Origin of the sequence: Methanobacterium spitsbergense, assembly GCF_019931065.1 — an archaeon.
Lineage (GTDB): Archaea > Methanobacteriota > Methanobacteria > Methanobacteriales > Methanobacteriaceae > Methanobacterium_B > Methanobacterium_B spitsbergense.
In genome coordinates this window covers 39,631-56,639 of sequence record NZ_JAIOUQ010000005.1, presented here as the reverse complement: position 1 = coordinate 56,639, position 17,009 = coordinate 39,631, and the positions used below count along the sequence as shown (strand labels likewise).

Here is a 17,009-nt window from a genome sequence, read left to right as displayed (position 1 = left end):
ATGATTACAAGTATTCTATTCTTTTCATAAAAGTTTACAGTTGCACTGTATATCCAATAAATTGTACAGCCATTCATTTGAAAACTGAGAAAAAAAGATGAATAAAGGATAAAAAAATTTTAGTGTTTTAGTTTGCGAGATCTTTACCTATTTCTCTGGCTTTTTTGAGAACATCATCCTTATTTTTAACATCTCCAGGGCTTTGATCTCCTGCTGAGATAAGTACACCCTTAACAGTGTAACCTAAAAGGTTGAATACTTCTTTTGTGGAGTTTATATATTCCTCAAAACTATCTATATCCGGGTTACCCTGTGAAAAAACCAGTGCAGATGATGTTTTACCGAATTTTTCCTCAAAACCCATTGGTGCATATAATCTGTCTGTGAATAGTTTTGCTTGAGCTGACATCTGCCACATATAAATTGGGGAACCAAGTATAAATGCATCGCTTTCCATTATTTCTTTATAAATTTTCTGCATATCATCATCGGTTGCACATTCACCTTCGTTACTTTTACAGTGCATACATGCCTGACATGGTTTGATATTGAGTTTATTCAGATTGAAAATTTCTGTTTCAGCTCCACTCATCGAAGCTCCTTTTAATATTTCTTCAACCATAATTTCGGTGTTTCCACCCTCTCTTGGACTACCTACAAATCCTACTACTTTCATGTTATACCTCCAAATTATATAATCCACAACATAGTTGTATGTACAAACATATATAATATTTTTTTCATAATAGTACTAGGAATACAATATGTTGTAATATTCTCCAATAGATGTTACAACTGTTCAATAAAATTTTAAAAATTTTAATATCAATAACAAACATAAACACTCTAAACTTAAAAGATTATTTTTAAGATATTACAACCATCAAAATTAGGAAGGAAAACATGACCAAAGGATCTTTATGTGATTGTCTATATTTAACAAGCAACAGATTATCGAGAATACTAACCAAAATGGCCGAAGAGGAGTTCAAATCAACAGGACTTTTCCCATCACAAGCCCTGGCATTAATGATTATCAATAAAAAACCAGGAATATCCCAAAATGATCTAAGTAAGGAACTAGATATAAAACCATCAACAACATCACGTTTTATAGACAAATTAGAACATAAAAACCTTGTTAAAAGGAAAATCGTGGGAAAATCATCCTTTCTTTATCCAACTGACAATGGAATGGCACTAATGGAAAAAATAGATGCATCATGGCAAAATCTTTTTAAACGGTATTCAGAAGTTTTAGGATTAGAAGAAGCAATAAAATTAACTAATTCTGTTCACGATGCAGTAAACAAACTTGAAAAAGAGTTATAAAATATAAATGGGGCAATTAAGGGATGCGGAATATAGCAAAAGAAGTACATAGAAGTGATTTTCGTGAGAACCAGATACATTTCTTTGACTATTTCATTGAACATAAAAATCAAAATATTATTGCAGATGCACCCACAGGTATTGGTAAAAGTTTAATTGCAATGCAAATTGCCATCAATCTAGAATTACCTGGAACAGTATTCATTGTTACACCTACAAAAGATCTGATGAAACAATATGAGAGAGATTTTGGAAAGCTAGAAGATGTAATGTTACTTGCAGGTAAAAGTGAGTATAAATGTCTGGCCAATACAGATCATACAGCAGAATTATGTACTCACAGTCTAAAATCACCATGTAAACATCATTACAGTTTAACCAACGATTCTTGCGAATACAGTAAAAAAATCAGCACATTTATGGATTATAAAGTAGTTGTAACCAACTACCATATGATGCTTGCATTAATTAACATACGTCCGGCATTACCATGGGGTTGTCCACTAATAATCTGGGATGAATCACATAAATTCCAGGATATAATCCGAGAAATGACCGGTATTGAATATAATCATACACGTGCATGTAGAATAATCGATGAAAAGTTGTCAAAAACAATATTCAATTATTTTAAGGATGTTCAAACACCTATAGAAGAAATAAAAACAGAATTAGAATCATATAAAGAAAAATACAACACTAAAGACGATATAAATAAAAGAAGATGGATCGAACGACTTGAAACACAGATTCATTACCGTATCCAGTATGAATATCTGCCTGCTGAAGAATATGATAAATTTATTTCTAAAGATGAATTAGAAAGATGTGTAAGGGTAATTCCAGTTGACTACACCAGTCTTAGCAGATCAACATTCATGGAAGCAGCACCACAACATCTGATGATGAGTGGAACAATTCATTACCCTCACCACAATGAAAGCAGGAGATTAGAATTAATTGGAAAAATTACTGGAATGAAAATGGATTATATATATGAAACACCCAAAAAATATCGTTTTGATGACAGTAAAATAGTTAAAAAAGCCCCAATCAACCTTAACAGAATTAATTATACTAACAGTCGTGATTACAATGATTTTAAACGTATTTATAAGCCGTTATTAAATTTTTTAATCAAAGAAGATCGTAACATTATGATACATTTTAATGCAAAATGGCAGTGCGATAATATGGTACGTGCATTAAAAGATTCGGGTTATGAGAATCATATATATAATTTTCATGAGGGTAAAAATAATACAGAAACAAAACAGCACATTAAAAAGAGATTTGTATCAACCGGGGGATGTATTATTGGAAGCAGTTTACACGAAGGAATAGATTTCCCTGGAAAGGAATTGGAAGTTGTTGTTATTGGAAGATCTCCATATGTACCAAAAAGTGAAGAGGATAAATATTATCCTGGTACCAAGAGTAGAATCCCAAATAAAATACGTAAAACATGGAATGGTCTAGAACAACGTGGTGTGCATGGTATTGAACAAGAAGAATATCGACTTAAAACATTACAACAAATAGGAAGACTGCAAAGAACATCTCATGATACTGGTACAGTTATATTATGCAATCAATGGACAATACACAAGGATATTTTAAATGGCTTTGAAGTGTGTCCTAATATATAATTCTAAAATATTTTCTTAAAAATAAATAAAAAAATAGAAAAATAATAAAAAAAAATGGAAATTATTCCATCAGATTTTCTTTTAATATCTGTTTTATCTTCTGGCAAACGATGCAAATATACCTATAAAGCATAGAATTGTGCAGATTAAAAACACAGTATTTATGCTGGTTAAAAGTGCAGGATAGTTACTTGGTTCAATCAGAACATTACCTATAAACACTGAAAATACCAGTAATGCTATTCCCATGCTCAGCATTTGCCCTATCAAACGCATTGTACCAACTGTGGCCGACGCAATACCATAAAACTTTTTCTCAACAGATCCCATGATCGCATTTGTATTTGGAGATGAAAACATACCCAGTCCAAATCCAAGAACCAATAAAACTGTTATAATATACTCAAAACTGGTGTTTGCTGTAAGGAATGTTAAACACAAGAGACTGATGGCTGTAACTGTCATTCCAATTGTTGCAATTAAACCTGGTGAAAATTTATCGGATAATCTACCTGCTACAGGTGATGTAATTGCCATGACAATTGGCTGTGCAACAAGGATAATTCCTGCCATCTGAGGATCCAGACCCTTAATATACTGCAGGTAAAGACTTAAAAGGAAAACCACAGCAAAGGTTGCACTGTAATTTATTAGCGCCGCCAAACTTGAAAATCCGAAGGTTATATTTTTAAAGAGTCTTACCTCAAATACAGGATTTTTAACCCTTAATTCAAAGAGTGCAAATGCAAGGATACCAATAACACCTAAAATTACCAGTATTATTCCAAGTTCGCCTGGAAGTATTGAAAATCCATAAATCAGAATTACAAGGGCTATACTGTAGATAATTGACCCTTTTATATCGAATTTCTCGCCTATGCATTCTGCCCATTCACCTTTCAACTTGAAAACAGTGAGTGCAAGTACCAGTAATCCCAGCGGTATTACAGCAATGAAAATACTTCTCCATCCAAAATACTGTGTTAATATTCCACCCAGTACAGGGCCTAATGAAAGGCCAATATAAACACTTGCAATATTTATTCCTATGGCCTTTCCCCTTTCTCTTGGCGGATAGACAGAGGTTATAATTGCAAGACCTGTCACAAATATCATGGCAGACCCTATTCCCTGTAAAACACGGAACATAATGAGTGTAAGTATGGATGGTGAAATGGCACATAATAATGAAGATATAGTGAAAATGATTACACCATAGGTGAAGATTTTTTTCATTCCATAGATATCTGCAATTCTACCAAAGGGAACTGCAAAAACGGCTGCGGCTAACAGATAAACTGTTGGTATCCAGCTTAATAAAATAACATCTGCAGCAAACTGTGAACCAATTGCTGGGATGGCTATGTTTATGGCGGAAGCCATGAAAGGTGTGAAAAATGAGGCTAACGTAGCTACAATCAACGCTACTGTTCTGTTACTAATACTATTTTCTGGTTTACAAGATTTTTCTGTACTCAACATGTATTCCCCATAAAATTTATCAAAATATAATTCTCAGTAAAAAATATAATTTTAATTTCCTAGATTAATTCTTTATTTAATTGTTTTAATCCATTTAACAGGTTTTCTAATGATTTTTCATCCATTTTTTCAAGTGCATTGTATATAAAAATGTTTCCTGCTTCATTTTTTATCTTGTTGATAATATTTTGACCTTTATCTGTGAGCATAACTCGAACAACTCTTAGATCGTTATCATCTCTTCTCTTTTCAACAAGACCTTTTTTTTCAAGTCTTTTAATCCTATCAGACAGTGTATGTGGAGCATTACCCATATCAAAGGCTACTTCTCCTATTGTGGGAGGTAAAACATCTGCAGAAATATTTAATTCAGAATGATGGTCCAGTTCAATTAAGAGATGAAACTGTTCAAATGTAAAACCATACTTCTGTGCTGTTTCACGATGTTTCAACCTTATTTGTTTATTAATAGCTTCCCAGTATTTCCAAATTTCATTTATGTTTTGCAGTTTAATCAAATCCATTAATAATATATATCGTAATACGATATGTTGTTGATTGTTGATATAATTTTATGTGATTCAAAAGAAGTTATTAAGAGCTTATTTTCAAGGATTTACGGTTTATTATTTGAATATAAAAAAATTTAACCAATTTAATTCAATACAAAAAAAAATAAATGATTAAAATAAATTAAATAGAAATTTAAAAGATTTAAAACTGGGATATAAAGTTAAACTTTTTTTTGACTTCTGTTTTGACTATATTGTTTATTGAATGGGTTTTTTTAGGACGTAATACGTTGAATAAAAATAGAAAAGATAATGTGATATCCCGATAATATTTTGAAATAATAAACAGGTGAATAGTCATGGTAAAGGAAATAGTAGCTAAATTAAATGATGAAAAAAATATTATAAAAATAGAAAATACCTGTACTGGTACATTTTTACTATTAAACAAAGAAGAAGCACTTAAATTAAAAACTGATCTAAATAATATTCTAGAATTAATGGAATAAATGGAAATTATTTTAATAGATTGGGTTAACTTTATATTTTTTTAATACTATGGTGGTTAAATGTCTAATAACAATGATATTATTGAGCAACACCCAAAAAAACTAGAATTTTATGCTTTGTGCGGTATAATTGCACCAATACTGTTCTCATAATACTCACATCATATATTTATGAATAATTTTATTACTTTTTCAATTCTCAGATGACAAAAATTATATGTATTTTCATGCACGGGACAAACAATAAGTTGTTACACAAATCAAACATCGAATTTACTGAGGCCACAGTTTGGTTTGAAGTGGATTTATGTTTGATAAATGTAAAACAAAATGGTGATTTAATGAATAAAAATGATATGATTACTAAAAGACAAGACAGACTAAAATTTTATGCATTTTGTGGTATTATTGCTCCTATATTCTTTTGGTTTATGGTAATAGTGGAGAGTCTTTTACGGCCGGGTTATAGCCAGTATTATAATTATGTTAGTGATCTCGGTGTCGGCCACTTAGCAATACTTCAAAATATCAATTTCTTTGTATTTGGTATTTTAACAATTGGTTTGGCTATTGGTCTTCGAAAGGGTTTACCAAGCCCACAAGGGAGAGCATTGAAATGGACGATATGGTTTGTAATAATATTCGCTCTGGGTGTATTTTTTGCAGGAGTATTTCCTGAAAGTTTTCTATCAGCAAACCCGCATAATATAGTCAGTTCAACTGCTTTCGTTGCTGTTATCGCAGCACAGTTACTAATTTGGCAAGGGTTAAAAAATAAAGATAGCACGATTTGGGGGAGATATAGAACTTATTCATTAATAAGTGGTTTACTGTCACTAATTTTGGTAATTTTGCTCAAAGTCGCTATTCTTTATGGTATATACCCTGGGCTTTCACAGAGAGCATTTCTTTTAGTATCTTGGATCTGGATTGGGGTAACAGGACTAAAACTCTATATAATATCACAAAACCAAAGACCAATAATGAACTGATGGATTTAAATATTTAATTCCATTTCTTCTTTTTATTCTACCAAAAAAATTATTGTGGAACATTACTGCCCAAAATGTAAATTCATGATGCAGAATTAATATTACTTTTTAAATACTATTTTTTTAAATTTTTTATTGATTACTTTTCAAGGGGTCTCTATCTCAATAGGGATATGTTCAGTTATCCATACAATTATTTCTACATATATGGAGTGATGAGTATGAGAGTAAGTGAAGGAATACCTAATGGACAAATTGCTGAACTATCCCATCCGGAAATGTTTCAAGAACATGAAGAAGTCATTTTATTTACAAGAAACGAATTTAATAGATTTTACACTTCTATGATGGAACAAATAAAATATATTAATAAAATAGATCTGTATCTGGACAGAAGTGAAGACTGGAAATTAATTGGATATTGGCCCAAAATCCTACAAAGAGTACACCTATTAGATAGAAATATAGATTCAATATTAACAAAAGAAGAATCATTACAATGCTATCTCGATGCAAGTTTACATAATGCTGTTAGAAGTATACAAAAGAACGTGGAAGTAACTAAAAGGAAAGTCGAAATACAACAAACTCTTCAAATTTGAATAGGAAAATCAAAAAGAAAAAAAATATATAATTAAATCAATTAAATGAAATTACGAATTCGAATCATTATACTCTTTTACGAGTTCTAATATTTCATTTTCCATATCTAAAATGCTTAGATTCTTACTTATATAATATATCCGTCATGAAACTCATATTAACCCCCACAAATTACAATACATAGTTAAAATTAGTTTTGGTTATATTTAAATCATGTTTGTAGGTGTCATCTATTTTTGAATAATATTTTTCATGTTTTATATTTGAGACAATAGTTTTTGAAAACATTTAATTAAAATTAAATTGTAATATATGATTTTGTCCGTATCTACTCAATATCCTCCCTGTAACAACTCCGAATAACATTTGATAAGTTCCATGATTTATTTTTTTAGAATTTAATTATAATATTAAATCAAAACATTTAAGGTAATACAAACTATTATTAAAATTACACGGGGGTGTTATTTTTGGGGAAAAAATTATTTGTTTCTATTTTTTTGGTAATTTTTTTTGTAGTTTCAATTTCTGGTTGTACTTCGAGTGATAATTCAATAATAACTCTGCAAACGTAACCACTACGAATGCACATGGTGTTTTTGAAAATAAATATGTAAAATTTATTTATCCCGAAAATATTGTTGTTGTAGACAATTCGACAAACACTGAATGTTTAATATATATGTTTAGTGGAACTCCAACAACCGGGGGAAATTTAGATGATAAATATATAGGGGATATAAGTTCTTTTCCCACTAATGACCAAACTACTGTTAATGTAGCTAAATCGCATGGAGCAAAGGATGTAAGTATAAATGGAACTCCTGCACTTGAATATCAGGATAGTATCCCTTCAGATAATTTGGTTATTCCTTCAAAGGGATTATTTTTTGAGATGTATGCTAACCAAACTAAAGCATATAATACAATTAGAAATTCGCTCACAATAAAATAGGGAATGATGAGTGGGAGGGGGAGAGCGAGGATATTTTGATTTAAAGTCATTAAAATAAAACAAATGGGGATGTGTAAAATGGATAAGTTGAATGTAGTCTTAATAATCGCCGTAATAATCTTAGTTGGCATGTTAGGTGCTGCATTTGGATATATGTTCTTAACAAATATGAATAAAACTGGTAATAATTCCACATTAAATCAAACAAATGGAACTAATGTTACAAATAGTACAATCCCATACACTTCGGAATATATAAGTTTCAGTAAAGCAAAATCGATAGCAAAAAGTGACGCAGGTAAAGGAGTAGTAACAAGTGATCCGATATTAGTAAAAGCCAAGAATGGAGACGCGGTTTATTATAGTACCTATACTTATAATGGAGCCAATATTGGTGGAATAATAATAAATGCTAAAACCGGAGCTGTTCTCAGTAATCAACAAAATATACCAACCGACACACAAAATAACAATTACAACAACAACAAAAACTATGATACAGGAAGTAGTGATTCTGGAAGTAGTGATTCTGGAAGTAGTGATTCTGGAAGTAGTGGACACTGGGAACCCGACCCCAATAACCCGGATAATGAAATTTGGGTAACAAATTAAAATTTTTTTATATCCTCAGAGAATAATAAAAAATAATCCTAAGTAAACATTTTGGAATATATTAACATTAAGAAATAGAAATAATTACCATTATAGTAAACGTCTCAAATTATCAGCAGCTCTGTGTAAATGACATAGTACGTAAATAACTATATGAATAAATCTATATATCTATGAGTAAACACATTCATTTAACAATACTAAAAATAAATATATAAGTGCAAGTGAAGCGATAAGGATAGCAAAGGCAGCATGGCCTGTGTCCAAAGCCAAATATGTCATAAGTTCTTATCCCACATCCAAATCACCTTACTACTGGGTTGACGTTCTGAATACCGATAACTACATCGGTCCCGGCGGGATGGTTAAGATTAACGCAATCACTGGTGAGGTACTAAAAGGTACATAATATTTCGCTTTATATCATTGACTTCATTAATCCATACATGTGCGTACATACATATGTAGCCGGGTGATGGGATAGCAACAGATCTTTATATACACATCACCCCATTATCTTAGGCTTATTGCTTTTTTTATAATTCTAACTGTTTAAAAGTTATCTTAAATTCTGTTTCATTATTTTTATTAAGCTCAATTTTACCATCAATTTGGTTTGTTAAACTTGTTATTATTTGTAAACCGAGTGAGTCTGTGTTTTGGTAATCTATATCTTCGGGAAATCCTATTCCGTTATCTTTAACGATGAATTCGTAGTGATTGTCTCGGGGATGGAAGTCAATATTGATTTTTCCCCTTTTGCCTTCTGGAAATGCATGTGTTATACTGTTGGTGATGAGTTCGTTTACTATTAATCCTAATGGTATTGCTGTGTTTATGTCGAGGAAAATATCTTCAGCATTAATTTTTAGTTTTATAAGGCCCAAATCCGCTTCATATGTATGGAAAAGTTCATTGGCCAGTGATGTGATGTATTCACCGAAATTTATTCTTTTAAGATCGGTTGATTGGTATAATCGTTCATGTATAAGTGCCATGGATCGTGCACGGTTTTGACTTTCTTTGAAAATATCTTGAGATGCTTTATCTGTTATGTATTGTGACTGAAGGTTCAAGAGGCTGGATATAATCATCAAATTATTTTTCACCCTGTGATGGATCTCCTTCAAGAGCATTTCTTTTTCTTCAAGTGATTCTTTAATCATTTTTTCAGCTTTTACACGATCTGTTCTATCTCTGAGTGTTCCAACTATCCGTGTTGGGTTTCCTGTTGAATCTTTTTCAATTTCTTTGCCCTGGGTAGATACATTTAACCATTTTCCTGATTTAGTTTTCATCCGAAGATCTATTTCAAATCCTCTGCCGGATTCCACGCTTTCTTGTACCTTTTTTTCAACAGAATCTATATCATCCGGGTGAACAAGCAATCTCCAAGATTCATGGTTGGCAGGGAATTCTCCAGGATCGTATCCCAATATTTTGCAATAATTATTGCTGAAGAATACATTTCCCGATGATGTATCCCAGTCCCAGAGTCCATCATTCACTGCGTCAAGGGTTTTGGAATAACGTTCTTCACTTTCCCTGAGAGCTTTTTCCATTTTATTCTTGTAAATTGAGAACTCTATAGAATATTTAATTTCATTAATATTATAGGGTTTAATTATATATCCATAGGGTTCTGTTACTTTGGCTCTTTCAACTGTAGATTCTTCAGAATGAGCAGTTAAATAAATAATAGGTATATTAAGCTCTTTAATCTTAGAAGCAGCTTCAATACCATCACAATCTCCTTTAAGAAATATATCCATCAAGATAAGATCTGGCATTATTTCTAAAGCTTTTGCTACAGCTTCTTCTGCACTGGACGCGACACATGGGACTTCATAACCTAAAAATTCTAATGTACGCTTAAGATCCATGGCTTCTAAACTATCATCCTCTACCAATAAAATTTTTTCGTATACCATTTTAAAATAACCATAATATCTTTATTATTATTATTATTCTATTACTTCTTATATACATATTTGAAATTTTAAAAAAAAACTTTAGAAGAATTAATGAAAAAAAATAGGAAATGTGAGGAGTTTTTTTTAATCCTCTATAATATTCGCTTATTTTATTTTATGTTGTGGTTGTTGTGAATTTTGTTGTGTATGGTGTTGTTAGTCCTGCTCCGCCTGTGCTTGTAACGCTGTTTGAATGTAGTATGACTGTGTAGGTTGTTCCTCTTGCAAATGCTGCGTTGGCTGTTATATTCAGTGTGTTACCGTTTATACTGGTTGTGTATGGTTTTATTTGTCCGTATTGATTTTTGAGTTCTATCCATGAGTTAGTTCCGAGTTGGATGGCTTTGCTGAAGTTGATTTGTATCACCTTATTTACAGCCACATTAACTTCGTTGTTCATTGGACTTGTGCTTGTTACGACTGGTGGTAAGGTTGTTGTGAATATGGTTGTGTACGGTGTGTTTAAACCATTTCCTTGCATGTCTGTTATGCTGTTGGAGTGTAGGATGACTGTGTATTTAGTTCCTGCATTTAAGAGTGAGTTAGGTGTTATTGATAGTACATTTCCTATTATGTTTGTTGTGTATGGTACTATTGTTCCACTGTTGCTTGTTTTGAGTTCGATCCATGGATTGGTTCCGAGTTGTATGGCTTTATCAAAGGTTATCTGTATCACCTTATTTAATGCGACGTTAAATGCATTGTAAAGTGGACTTGTACTGGTAACAACTGGTGCAGCTTCTGTTGTGAATCGTGTTGTATAAGGGGCTGTTAATCCAATTCCTGCCATATCTGTGATGCTGTTGGAGTGTAGGATAACAGAGTACGATGTTCCTAGTGCTAGTAGTGAGGTTGGTGTTATGGATAATATATTGTCTACTATGTTTGTTGTGAATGTTTTGGTGTTTCCTGTTACTGTTTCATAGAGTTCTATCCAAGGGTTCATTCCGAGTTGTATGTTTTTGTCGAAGGTTATCTGTATTACCTTATTCAATGCGACATTAACTGCATTGTTAACCGGATTTGTGCTGGTAACAATTGGAGGTGCAGCTGAGTTAATTGTAACATCTGTATTTACGGTTTCTGCATCAACAGTTGATGTTATTGTAGATATTCCTGGATTTAAACCTGCTGTAAAGAGTGTTGATGTTTCACCATTAATCATAGTACTTGTTAATGGGTTGACTGTGCCTAATGCATCGCTTGCGAAGTTAACAACAATTCCATCAGGAACATGACCACCGGTAGGGTTTTGGTAAACTCCATCTTGATCATGTAACAGATCAGCTGTGATATTTGAGGTTTCACCAGTATTAATGGTGTTCGGATCAGATGTAGTAGTTAAAACTAACCACTTAGAAACAGTGGCCCCTACTACTCTTCCTGCTGTAACTGGATCTGATCCCACAAAGTTAGACCCCCACCAATTATAATCAACATCACAGGAATCTCCATCAGAATATATATCATATGGCGTGTTTCCTACAATCCGACAGAAACTCACATTCAAAGTACTATCATAAGCATTGTAGATAGCACCACCATAAGCTTGTGCGGTGTTACTGGTGAACGTACTGTTATTTACTGTCAAAATACCCTCATTGTAGATAGCACCATAATAAGTTGCAAAGTTACTGGTGAAAGTACTGTCTGTTACATTCACAGTACCACCATAATTGAAGATAGCACCACCAACATCTGCGGTGTTACTGGTGAAATTACTATCTGTTGCAGTCAAAGTACCATAATAATTGTAGATAGCACCACCAGAATTTGCAGAGTTGTTACTGGTGAAAGTACTATTATTTATCACAGTACCCTCATAATTGGCGATAGCACCACCATGATATTGTGCGGTGTTACTGGTGAAATTACTGTTGTTTACAGTCAAAGTACCACCATTGTAGATGGCACCACCATCAGAATTTGCGGTGTTACCTGTGAAAGTACTGCATGTTACGGTTAAAGTATCCTTATTGTTGTAGATAGCACCACCACTACCTGCATTGTTACCTGTGAAAGTACTGCCTGTTACAGTCAAAGTACCATCATTTTTGAAGATAGCACCACCAACAACTGCATTGTTGTTTATGAATGTACTGCCTGTTACAGTCAAAGTACCATCATGGTTGTAGATAGCACCACCATAATTAGTTGCTTTGTTACCTGTGAATGTACTGCCTGTTACAGTCAAAGTACCATCATTCATGATAGCACCACCATTAGTTGTGGTTGCGTTGGTTAGTGTTAGGTTGTTGATTGAAAAATATATTCCATTTTGGATATTGAATATCCAGTTGGCGCCGGTTCCGTTTATTATTGTATCCGTTTGACTTTCTCCATTAATAGTCATGTTTTTATCAATGGTGATTCCTGTGTTGTTTATTCCTTGGTATTGTTCATTGGCTATGTATATTTGTCCGTTGGTGTTTACTGTTCCTGTTGCGTTTTTTATTGAATATTTAGGGCCGATTATGCCTGATTGATATGTTGCAGATTCACCATTCCAATCATCATTTCCCAAAGTACTATTACCATTAACATAAATAGTATCTCCCGGTGCAGCTGAAACATTACCCATACCCAAAGCAAAAATAACAGCTAATAGGGTTATTAAAACTACTAAAACCATTAAATTATGATCATTTATTGAAAATTTACATTGTCCTATAAATCTTTCCACCCCCATCCCAAAAAAAATTATTGACCTTCCTTTGATATTTTTACGATAGGGACTATTAATATATATTGTTTAATTACAACCAAATAGAAAGATTTTTAAATAAAAAAACAAGGATTATGTGACCTTTTTCACGTATTTTGAATATCTTTTTTGAAAAAAAATAAGATAAATGAATAATGTAAGAATAGCTTCAAAGCTTATTCTACCGATTCCTGTACAGCCCTGAAATTATATCGTCCATGTACTCATCATTTTCTTCTATTTGAGCTTCCATATCTCTATAGTTTATGTCATTATATGATTCTGTTTCAAGATTAGTTCTGTTATCATCACTCCAAGCATTTTTTATCATAGAATTAAATGATGCTTCAAAGTTAGAATGTTTGAGTAAACTTTTTACAGCATCTCTGACACTCTTATCAGGGTCTTCTTGAAATATTTTATGTAAGACATCATCAAATAGTCTATCTTCACGTCTTCCTATATTTTTAATACCTCTGATTCTTTCATGGGTATCTGGGGATGATATTTGAATCCCTATATCAAGGATGAACTTTGAAAACTCAGGTACTGCTTCAATTAATTCAGATACATGATTTAATTGGACAACTTCAGCGTTTTTAGAATATGGTTGTAAACAGAGACTAATTAATGCATATTTAGCAGACCATTGAATCAGCAGGTCATCATCAGTGTTTATTTCCCATATATAATCTTCGTGAGATGAAACATATGCTAAAAGAGCATTTAATATTAACTTACTATGTTTTTTAGACATTTTAAGTGCTTTAAGGAGTGGATTGACTGCACGAGGATCTGGAACTCTTATAATCTTCTCTATTGCTGGTTGCATTTTATTCCGAGGATTATAATTGTATAAATCCATTATAATATTTCGTACACTCCAACTTTTAACATCAATTTTATCTAATATGTCTCTAGCCTCTGTGAAATTATATTCACACTATCCTGCCGATTATATTATCTCTCTCTCTTCTACTAAATATGCTGTTAATTCCTTCCCTTTTAACTCTTTAGGTATATCCAACAATCATATCCTCTCCTTTTTTTTTATTAATTCAAAAAAGAAGCGATACATGTACATACAGAGTTAGAAACACAGCAATCTATTGACGAGCGTAGCGAGTCAAGCAGAGGGGAGGATGTCGGGGAGTATGGTGGTAGATTAATAGTAGAATAAAAGAAGAAAACAAGTAATCATCGGGAGGATCCAAGCGAAGCTTGGTGGGACCCAAATTCATGAAAAGAAGCAAGCAACTAAGCGAAGAACATACATTGGGGGTTAGGTGCTCAATCGTATATATAAAAATAAAAGTTTACATAAAGTAGGAGTCCCAAAAAATGCGGGGAAAATTTCATATAAGGCCGAATTCCAAATTAATCTTAAAAAAATAGATGAAGTAGTATTCTTATCCATTGAAAATGGCATGTTATGTTTTCTTTTTAAATGAAGCAATATTCTTTAATTTGTTCACATTAAATTCAATTATATCAGAATCCTTCGATTCTACTAAATCAATAAATGCCTTTCTTAGGTCCATCCATTAATGTGGGTTGTATCTTTAATATTCGTTGTATACTTTATATTTATCTCAAATATGCTTTAAATGATAAAACATGGAGATAATCCTTTAAATTTGGGTAAAGATAGACAAAACATATTTCAATTAAAAATTTTTATTTTTTTGCAAATTCTGCTATGTATCACCTCTTAAAACAAATTTTTGAGCTTTATATTATCCCGATGTTACAATAACATGGATATTGGATATTTTTCTAACTATCGCTTACAATCAGCCTATTATTTTTATTCCTTCCGAGTCCATATATATCGGTGTTATATTAGATTTAATTTTTTGTTCATTTGTTCGTATAGATTACAAGTTAATCTATGGAGAATATTTTGATTTATCCCTTAAGTTGTTAGGAATTGTAATATATCCTGATACATTTTAATTTTAAATCAAAAAGTTTAAGGTGGATATAATGGAATTATTATTAATAAGATTTACTGGGAGGAGGTAAAATATGTTTAGACCTGAAAAAGACTTCACATACTTAATGCCAATACATTTTGGTGGAGGTAAATTTGATCCAGAATCGAAAATTTATCAGAAAGTAACTTCTCTTGCCATGAGTTATGAAACTGACAGGAAAATTCTAGAAAATTTTATTCCTGAAGAATTTGAATTACTTGTTCCCGAGGTACAAGTAGCATTCTCGAAATTTACTGAGATCAACTGGATGCATGGTGGACAGTATAATGTGATTAATGTATCTGCGCCTGTAAGTTTTACTGGAAAAAAGGACCAACTGGAAGGGGATTACACTCTTGTAACATGGGAGAACAACACACAACCCATCCTTGGGGGAAGGGAACAGACAGGTATTCCAAAAATTTATGCAGATATTGCAGACCTACACATATTAAAACCCCATTATGCAACCACAACCAGTTATGAGGGAAACACCTTTTTGAATATGAACTTCGAAGCAACGAATGCAATAACTGGAAATGATTTAGAACAGCTAAAATCACAATTTAAAACTATGAACACCATTGGATGGAGGTATATTCCAAAAGTAGGAGCACCAGGGGCAGAGCTAAGCCAATTTATACTTTATCCTCAGAGTATAAAAGCTGAAACAGCACAAATAGGAAAAGGCAGCCTTAAATGGACAGAACAAACTCCGATGCAGAATCCCTCTCAATATCATATAATTAACAGTCTAGCATCTTTACCAATTAAAAAGATTAATCAGGCTGTTTTAATGGATGGTAGTGCTGAACTTCATGCTATGGGAGCTAAAATAATAAAGTGAATCCATAAATGGGAGATGATATGATGAGTAATTCAGAATATTATAAAAATAAAATATGTTTGGTTACAGGTGCAAATTCTGGTATTGGATATGCAGTGAGTGAAGAACTTCTAAAAAGAGGAGCAACTGTATATATGGTTGGACGTAACCCTGATAAGGTAGCAGCGGCTGCTGAACAACTTTCTCAATACAAAGATCGAATTCACACCATCATAGTTGATGTAACAAATCAAAAACAGGTACAAAAGGCAATTGAAGATACTGCAGCAGAAGCAGGTAGTCTCGACTTTTTATTCAACAATGCAGGTGTTGGTGGTACTTTACCTTTTGAACAAGCTACACTCGAAGATTGGAAAAATATCATTGATACTAACCTTTGGAGTGTTATTTATGGTGTTCATGCTGCTGTACCCATTATGTTAAAACAGGGTTCTGGTCATATAATCAACACAAGCTCCATAGCAGGTCTTATACCATTTCCATTTCAGGGGCTTTATTCACTTACAAAATTTGGGGTCACAGGTCTCACTGAATGTCTGAAATATGAGTACGCTGAGAAAGGGCTCCATTTTTCGAATATCTGCCCCTCCAATATTGCCACTCCCATCTTTAAAAAATCAATAGATGGCACAACTCATGATCAAATAAAAATCCCGGATGATGCATATCCTGCTGACAAAGCAGCAGAACTAATTCTTGACAGGGTTTCAGAATATAAGGGGATTATAGTTGTTCCTGAAGACGAACTTGTAGGTATATGGAAAAAATATAACCTTGAAGATCCTGATGCAGAAGAATTCCTACTTAAAATGGCATCCGAACGCAGAGCTGCGTATGAAAGGGGCGGAAATTATTATTAATAT

General features: G+C 32.6%; 16 protein-coding genes. 10 read left to right on the top strand and 6 right to left on the bottom strand.

Annotated features, from left to right (window positions below):
- Positions 1–127: 127 nt before the first annotated feature.
- Positions 128–676 carry a flavodoxin family protein gene (locus K8N75_RS05465; RefSeq protein WP_223791105.1) on the bottom strand — a complete coding sequence of 183 codons (549 nt, stop codon included), beginning with the start codon at positions 674–676 and terminating at the stop codon, positions 128–130.
- 227 nt (positions 677–903) lie between these two features.
- Here K8N75_RS05465 and K8N75_RS05460 point away from each other — a divergent pair, with 227 nt between their 5' ends.
- Positions 904–1,332 (top strand): MarR family winged helix-turn-helix transcriptional regulator, encoded by a 429-nt coding sequence (locus K8N75_RS05460; RefSeq protein WP_223791104.1) that lies wholly within the window; start codon positions 904–906, stop codon positions 1,330–1,332.
- 23 nt (positions 1,333–1,355) lie between these two features.
- Positions 1,356–2,981, top strand: a complete 1,626-nt coding sequence (locus tag K8N75_RS05455; RefSeq protein WP_223791103.1) for a helicase C-terminal domain-containing protein — start codon at positions 1,356–1,358, stop codon at positions 2,979–2,981.
- Between the two features lie 93 nt (positions 2,982–3,074).
- Here K8N75_RS05455 and K8N75_RS05450 read toward each other — a convergent pair whose 3' ends face one another.
- Positions 3,075–4,463: an MFS transporter gene (locus K8N75_RS05450; RefSeq protein ID WP_223791102.1), complete on the bottom strand. Its 1,389-nt coding sequence runs from the start codon at positions 4,461–4,463 to the stop codon at positions 3,075–3,077.
- Positions 4,464–4,522: 59 nt separating this feature from the next.
- Positions 4,523–4,987, bottom strand: coding sequence for a MarR family winged helix-turn-helix transcriptional regulator (locus tag K8N75_RS05445; RefSeq protein ID WP_223791101.1), 465 nt, complete (start codon positions 4,985–4,987; stop codon positions 4,523–4,525).
- Between the two features lie 347 nt (positions 4,988–5,334).
- Between K8N75_RS05445 and K8N75_RS05440 the strand changes: the two genes are divergently transcribed.
- The 6 genes from K8N75_RS05440 to K8N75_RS14285 all read left to right on the top strand — a co-directional run bounded on the left by K8N75_RS05440 (position 5,335) and on the right by K8N75_RS14285 (position 9,055).
- The gene (locus K8N75_RS05440) at positions 5,335–5,484 is read left to right on the top strand and encodes a hypothetical protein (RefSeq protein ID WP_156095970.1); all 150 of its coding nucleotides are present in this window, start codon (positions 5,335–5,337) and stop codon (positions 5,482–5,484) included.
- A 227-nt stretch (positions 5,485–5,711) separates the two neighbouring features.
- The gene (locus tag K8N75_RS05435; RefSeq protein WP_223791100.1) at positions 5,712–6,476 is read left to right on the top strand and encodes a DUF998 domain-containing protein; all 765 of its coding nucleotides are present in this window, start codon (positions 5,712–5,714) and stop codon (positions 6,474–6,476) included.
- Between the two features lie 221 nt (positions 6,477–6,697).
- Entirely contained in the window at positions 6,698–7,078 is a 381-nt protein-coding gene (locus K8N75_RS05430) for a hypothetical protein (protein WP_223791099.1), read from the top strand.
- A 683-nt stretch (positions 7,079–7,761) separates the two neighbouring features.
- Positions 7,762–8,034: a hypothetical protein gene (locus tag K8N75_RS05425; RefSeq protein WP_223791098.1), complete on the top strand. Its 273-nt coding sequence runs from the start codon at positions 7,762–7,764 to the stop codon at positions 8,032–8,034.
- Positions 8,035–8,112: 78 nt separating this feature from the next.
- A complete protein-coding gene (locus tag K8N75_RS05420; RefSeq protein ID WP_223791097.1) occupies positions 8,113–8,646 on the top strand; it encodes a PepSY domain-containing protein in 534 nt (177 codons plus the stop codon).
- 259 nt (positions 8,647–8,905) lie between these two features.
- Positions 8,906–9,055, top strand: a complete 150-nt coding sequence (locus tag K8N75_RS14285; RefSeq protein ID WP_420830711.1) for a hypothetical protein — start codon at positions 8,906–8,908, stop codon at positions 9,053–9,055.
- A gap of 127 nt (positions 9,056–9,182) precedes the next feature.
- On the opposite strand, the gene K8N75_RS05410 is transcribed toward K8N75_RS14285, so the two are convergent.
- The 3 genes from K8N75_RS05410 to K8N75_RS05400 form a co-directional block, all read right to left on the bottom strand.
- A complete protein-coding gene (locus tag K8N75_RS05410) occupies positions 9,183–10,577 on the bottom strand; it encodes a histidine kinase dimerization/phosphoacceptor domain -containing protein (protein ID WP_223791096.1) in 1,395 nt (464 codons plus the stop codon).
- A gap of 157 nt (positions 10,578–10,734) precedes the next feature.
- Positions 10,735–13,302: a beta strand repeat-containing protein gene (locus K8N75_RS05405; RefSeq protein WP_223791095.1), complete on the bottom strand. Its 2,568-nt coding sequence runs from the start codon at positions 13,300–13,302 to the stop codon at positions 10,735–10,737.
- A gap of 202 nt (positions 13,303–13,504) precedes the next feature.
- The gene (locus K8N75_RS05400; RefSeq protein WP_223791094.1) at positions 13,505–14,188 is read right to left on the bottom strand and encodes a hypothetical protein; all 684 of its coding nucleotides are present in this window, start codon (positions 14,186–14,188) and stop codon (positions 13,505–13,507) included.
- Positions 14,189–15,351: 1,163 nt separating this feature from the next.
- Between K8N75_RS05400 and K8N75_RS05395 the strand changes: the two genes are divergently transcribed.
- Together K8N75_RS05395 and K8N75_RS05390 are read left to right on the top strand one after the other, a co-directional pair.
- Positions 15,352–16,146: an acetoacetate decarboxylase family protein gene (locus tag K8N75_RS05395; RefSeq protein ID WP_223791093.1), complete on the top strand. Its 795-nt coding sequence runs from the start codon at positions 15,352–15,354 to the stop codon at positions 16,144–16,146.
- Between the two features lie 23 nt (positions 16,147–16,169).
- A complete protein-coding gene (locus K8N75_RS05390) occupies positions 16,170–17,006 on the top strand; it encodes an SDR family oxidoreductase (RefSeq protein WP_223791092.1) in 837 nt (278 codons plus the stop codon).
- The last annotated feature ends 3 nt before the right edge of the window (positions 17,007–17,009 follow it).

What these genes read in the sequence shown, in the direction of transcription:
- K8N75_RS05465 (WP_223791105.1), bottom strand. Translation starts at nt 676, where the DNA reads ATGAAAGTAGTAGGATTTGTAGGTAGTCCAAGAGAGGGTGGAAACACC.
- K8N75_RS05460 (WP_223791104.1), top strand. Translation starts at nt 904, where the DNA reads ATGACCAAAGGATCTTTATGTGATTGTCTATATTTAACAAGCAACAGA.
- K8N75_RS05455 (WP_223791103.1), top strand. Translation starts at nt 1,356, where the DNA reads ATGCGGAATATAGCAAAAGAAGTACATAGAAGTGATTTTCGTGAGAAC.
- K8N75_RS05450 (WP_223791102.1), bottom strand. Translation starts at nt 4,463, where the DNA reads ATGTTGAGTACAGAAAAATCTTGTAAACCAGAAAATAGTATTAGTAAC.
- K8N75_RS05445 (WP_223791101.1), bottom strand. Translation starts at nt 4,987, where the DNA reads ATGGATTTGATTAAACTGCAAAACATAAATGAAATTTGGAAATACTGG.
- K8N75_RS05440 (WP_156095970.1), top strand. Translation starts at nt 5,335, where the DNA reads ATGGTAAAGGAAATAGTAGCTAAATTAAATGATGAAAAAAATATTATA.
- K8N75_RS05435 (WP_223791100.1), top strand. Translation starts at nt 5,712, where the DNA reads ATGCACGGGACAAACAATAAGTTGTTACACAAATCAAACATCGAATTT.
- K8N75_RS05430 (WP_223791099.1), top strand. Translation starts at nt 6,698, where the DNA reads ATGAGAGTAAGTGAAGGAATACCTAATGGACAAATTGCTGAACTATCC.
- K8N75_RS05425 (WP_223791098.1), top strand. Translation starts at nt 7,762, where the DNA reads ATGTTTAGTGGAACTCCAACAACCGGGGGAAATTTAGATGATAAATAT.
- K8N75_RS05420 (WP_223791097.1), top strand. Translation starts at nt 8,113, where the DNA reads ATGGATAAGTTGAATGTAGTCTTAATAATCGCCGTAATAATCTTAGTT.
- K8N75_RS05410 (WP_223791096.1), bottom strand. Translation starts at nt 10,577, where the DNA reads ATGGTATACGAAAAAATTTTATTGGTAGAGGATGATAGTTTAGAAGCC.
- K8N75_RS05400 (WP_223791094.1), bottom strand. Translation starts at nt 14,188, where the DNA reads ATGGATTTATACAATTATAATCCTCGGAATAAAATGCAACCAGCAATA.
- K8N75_RS05395 (WP_223791093.1), top strand. Translation starts at nt 15,352, where the DNA reads ATGTTTAGACCTGAAAAAGACTTCACATACTTAATGCCAATACATTTT.
- K8N75_RS05390 (WP_223791092.1), top strand. Translation starts at nt 16,170, where the DNA reads ATGAGTAATTCAGAATATTATAAAAATAAAATATGTTTGGTTACAGGT.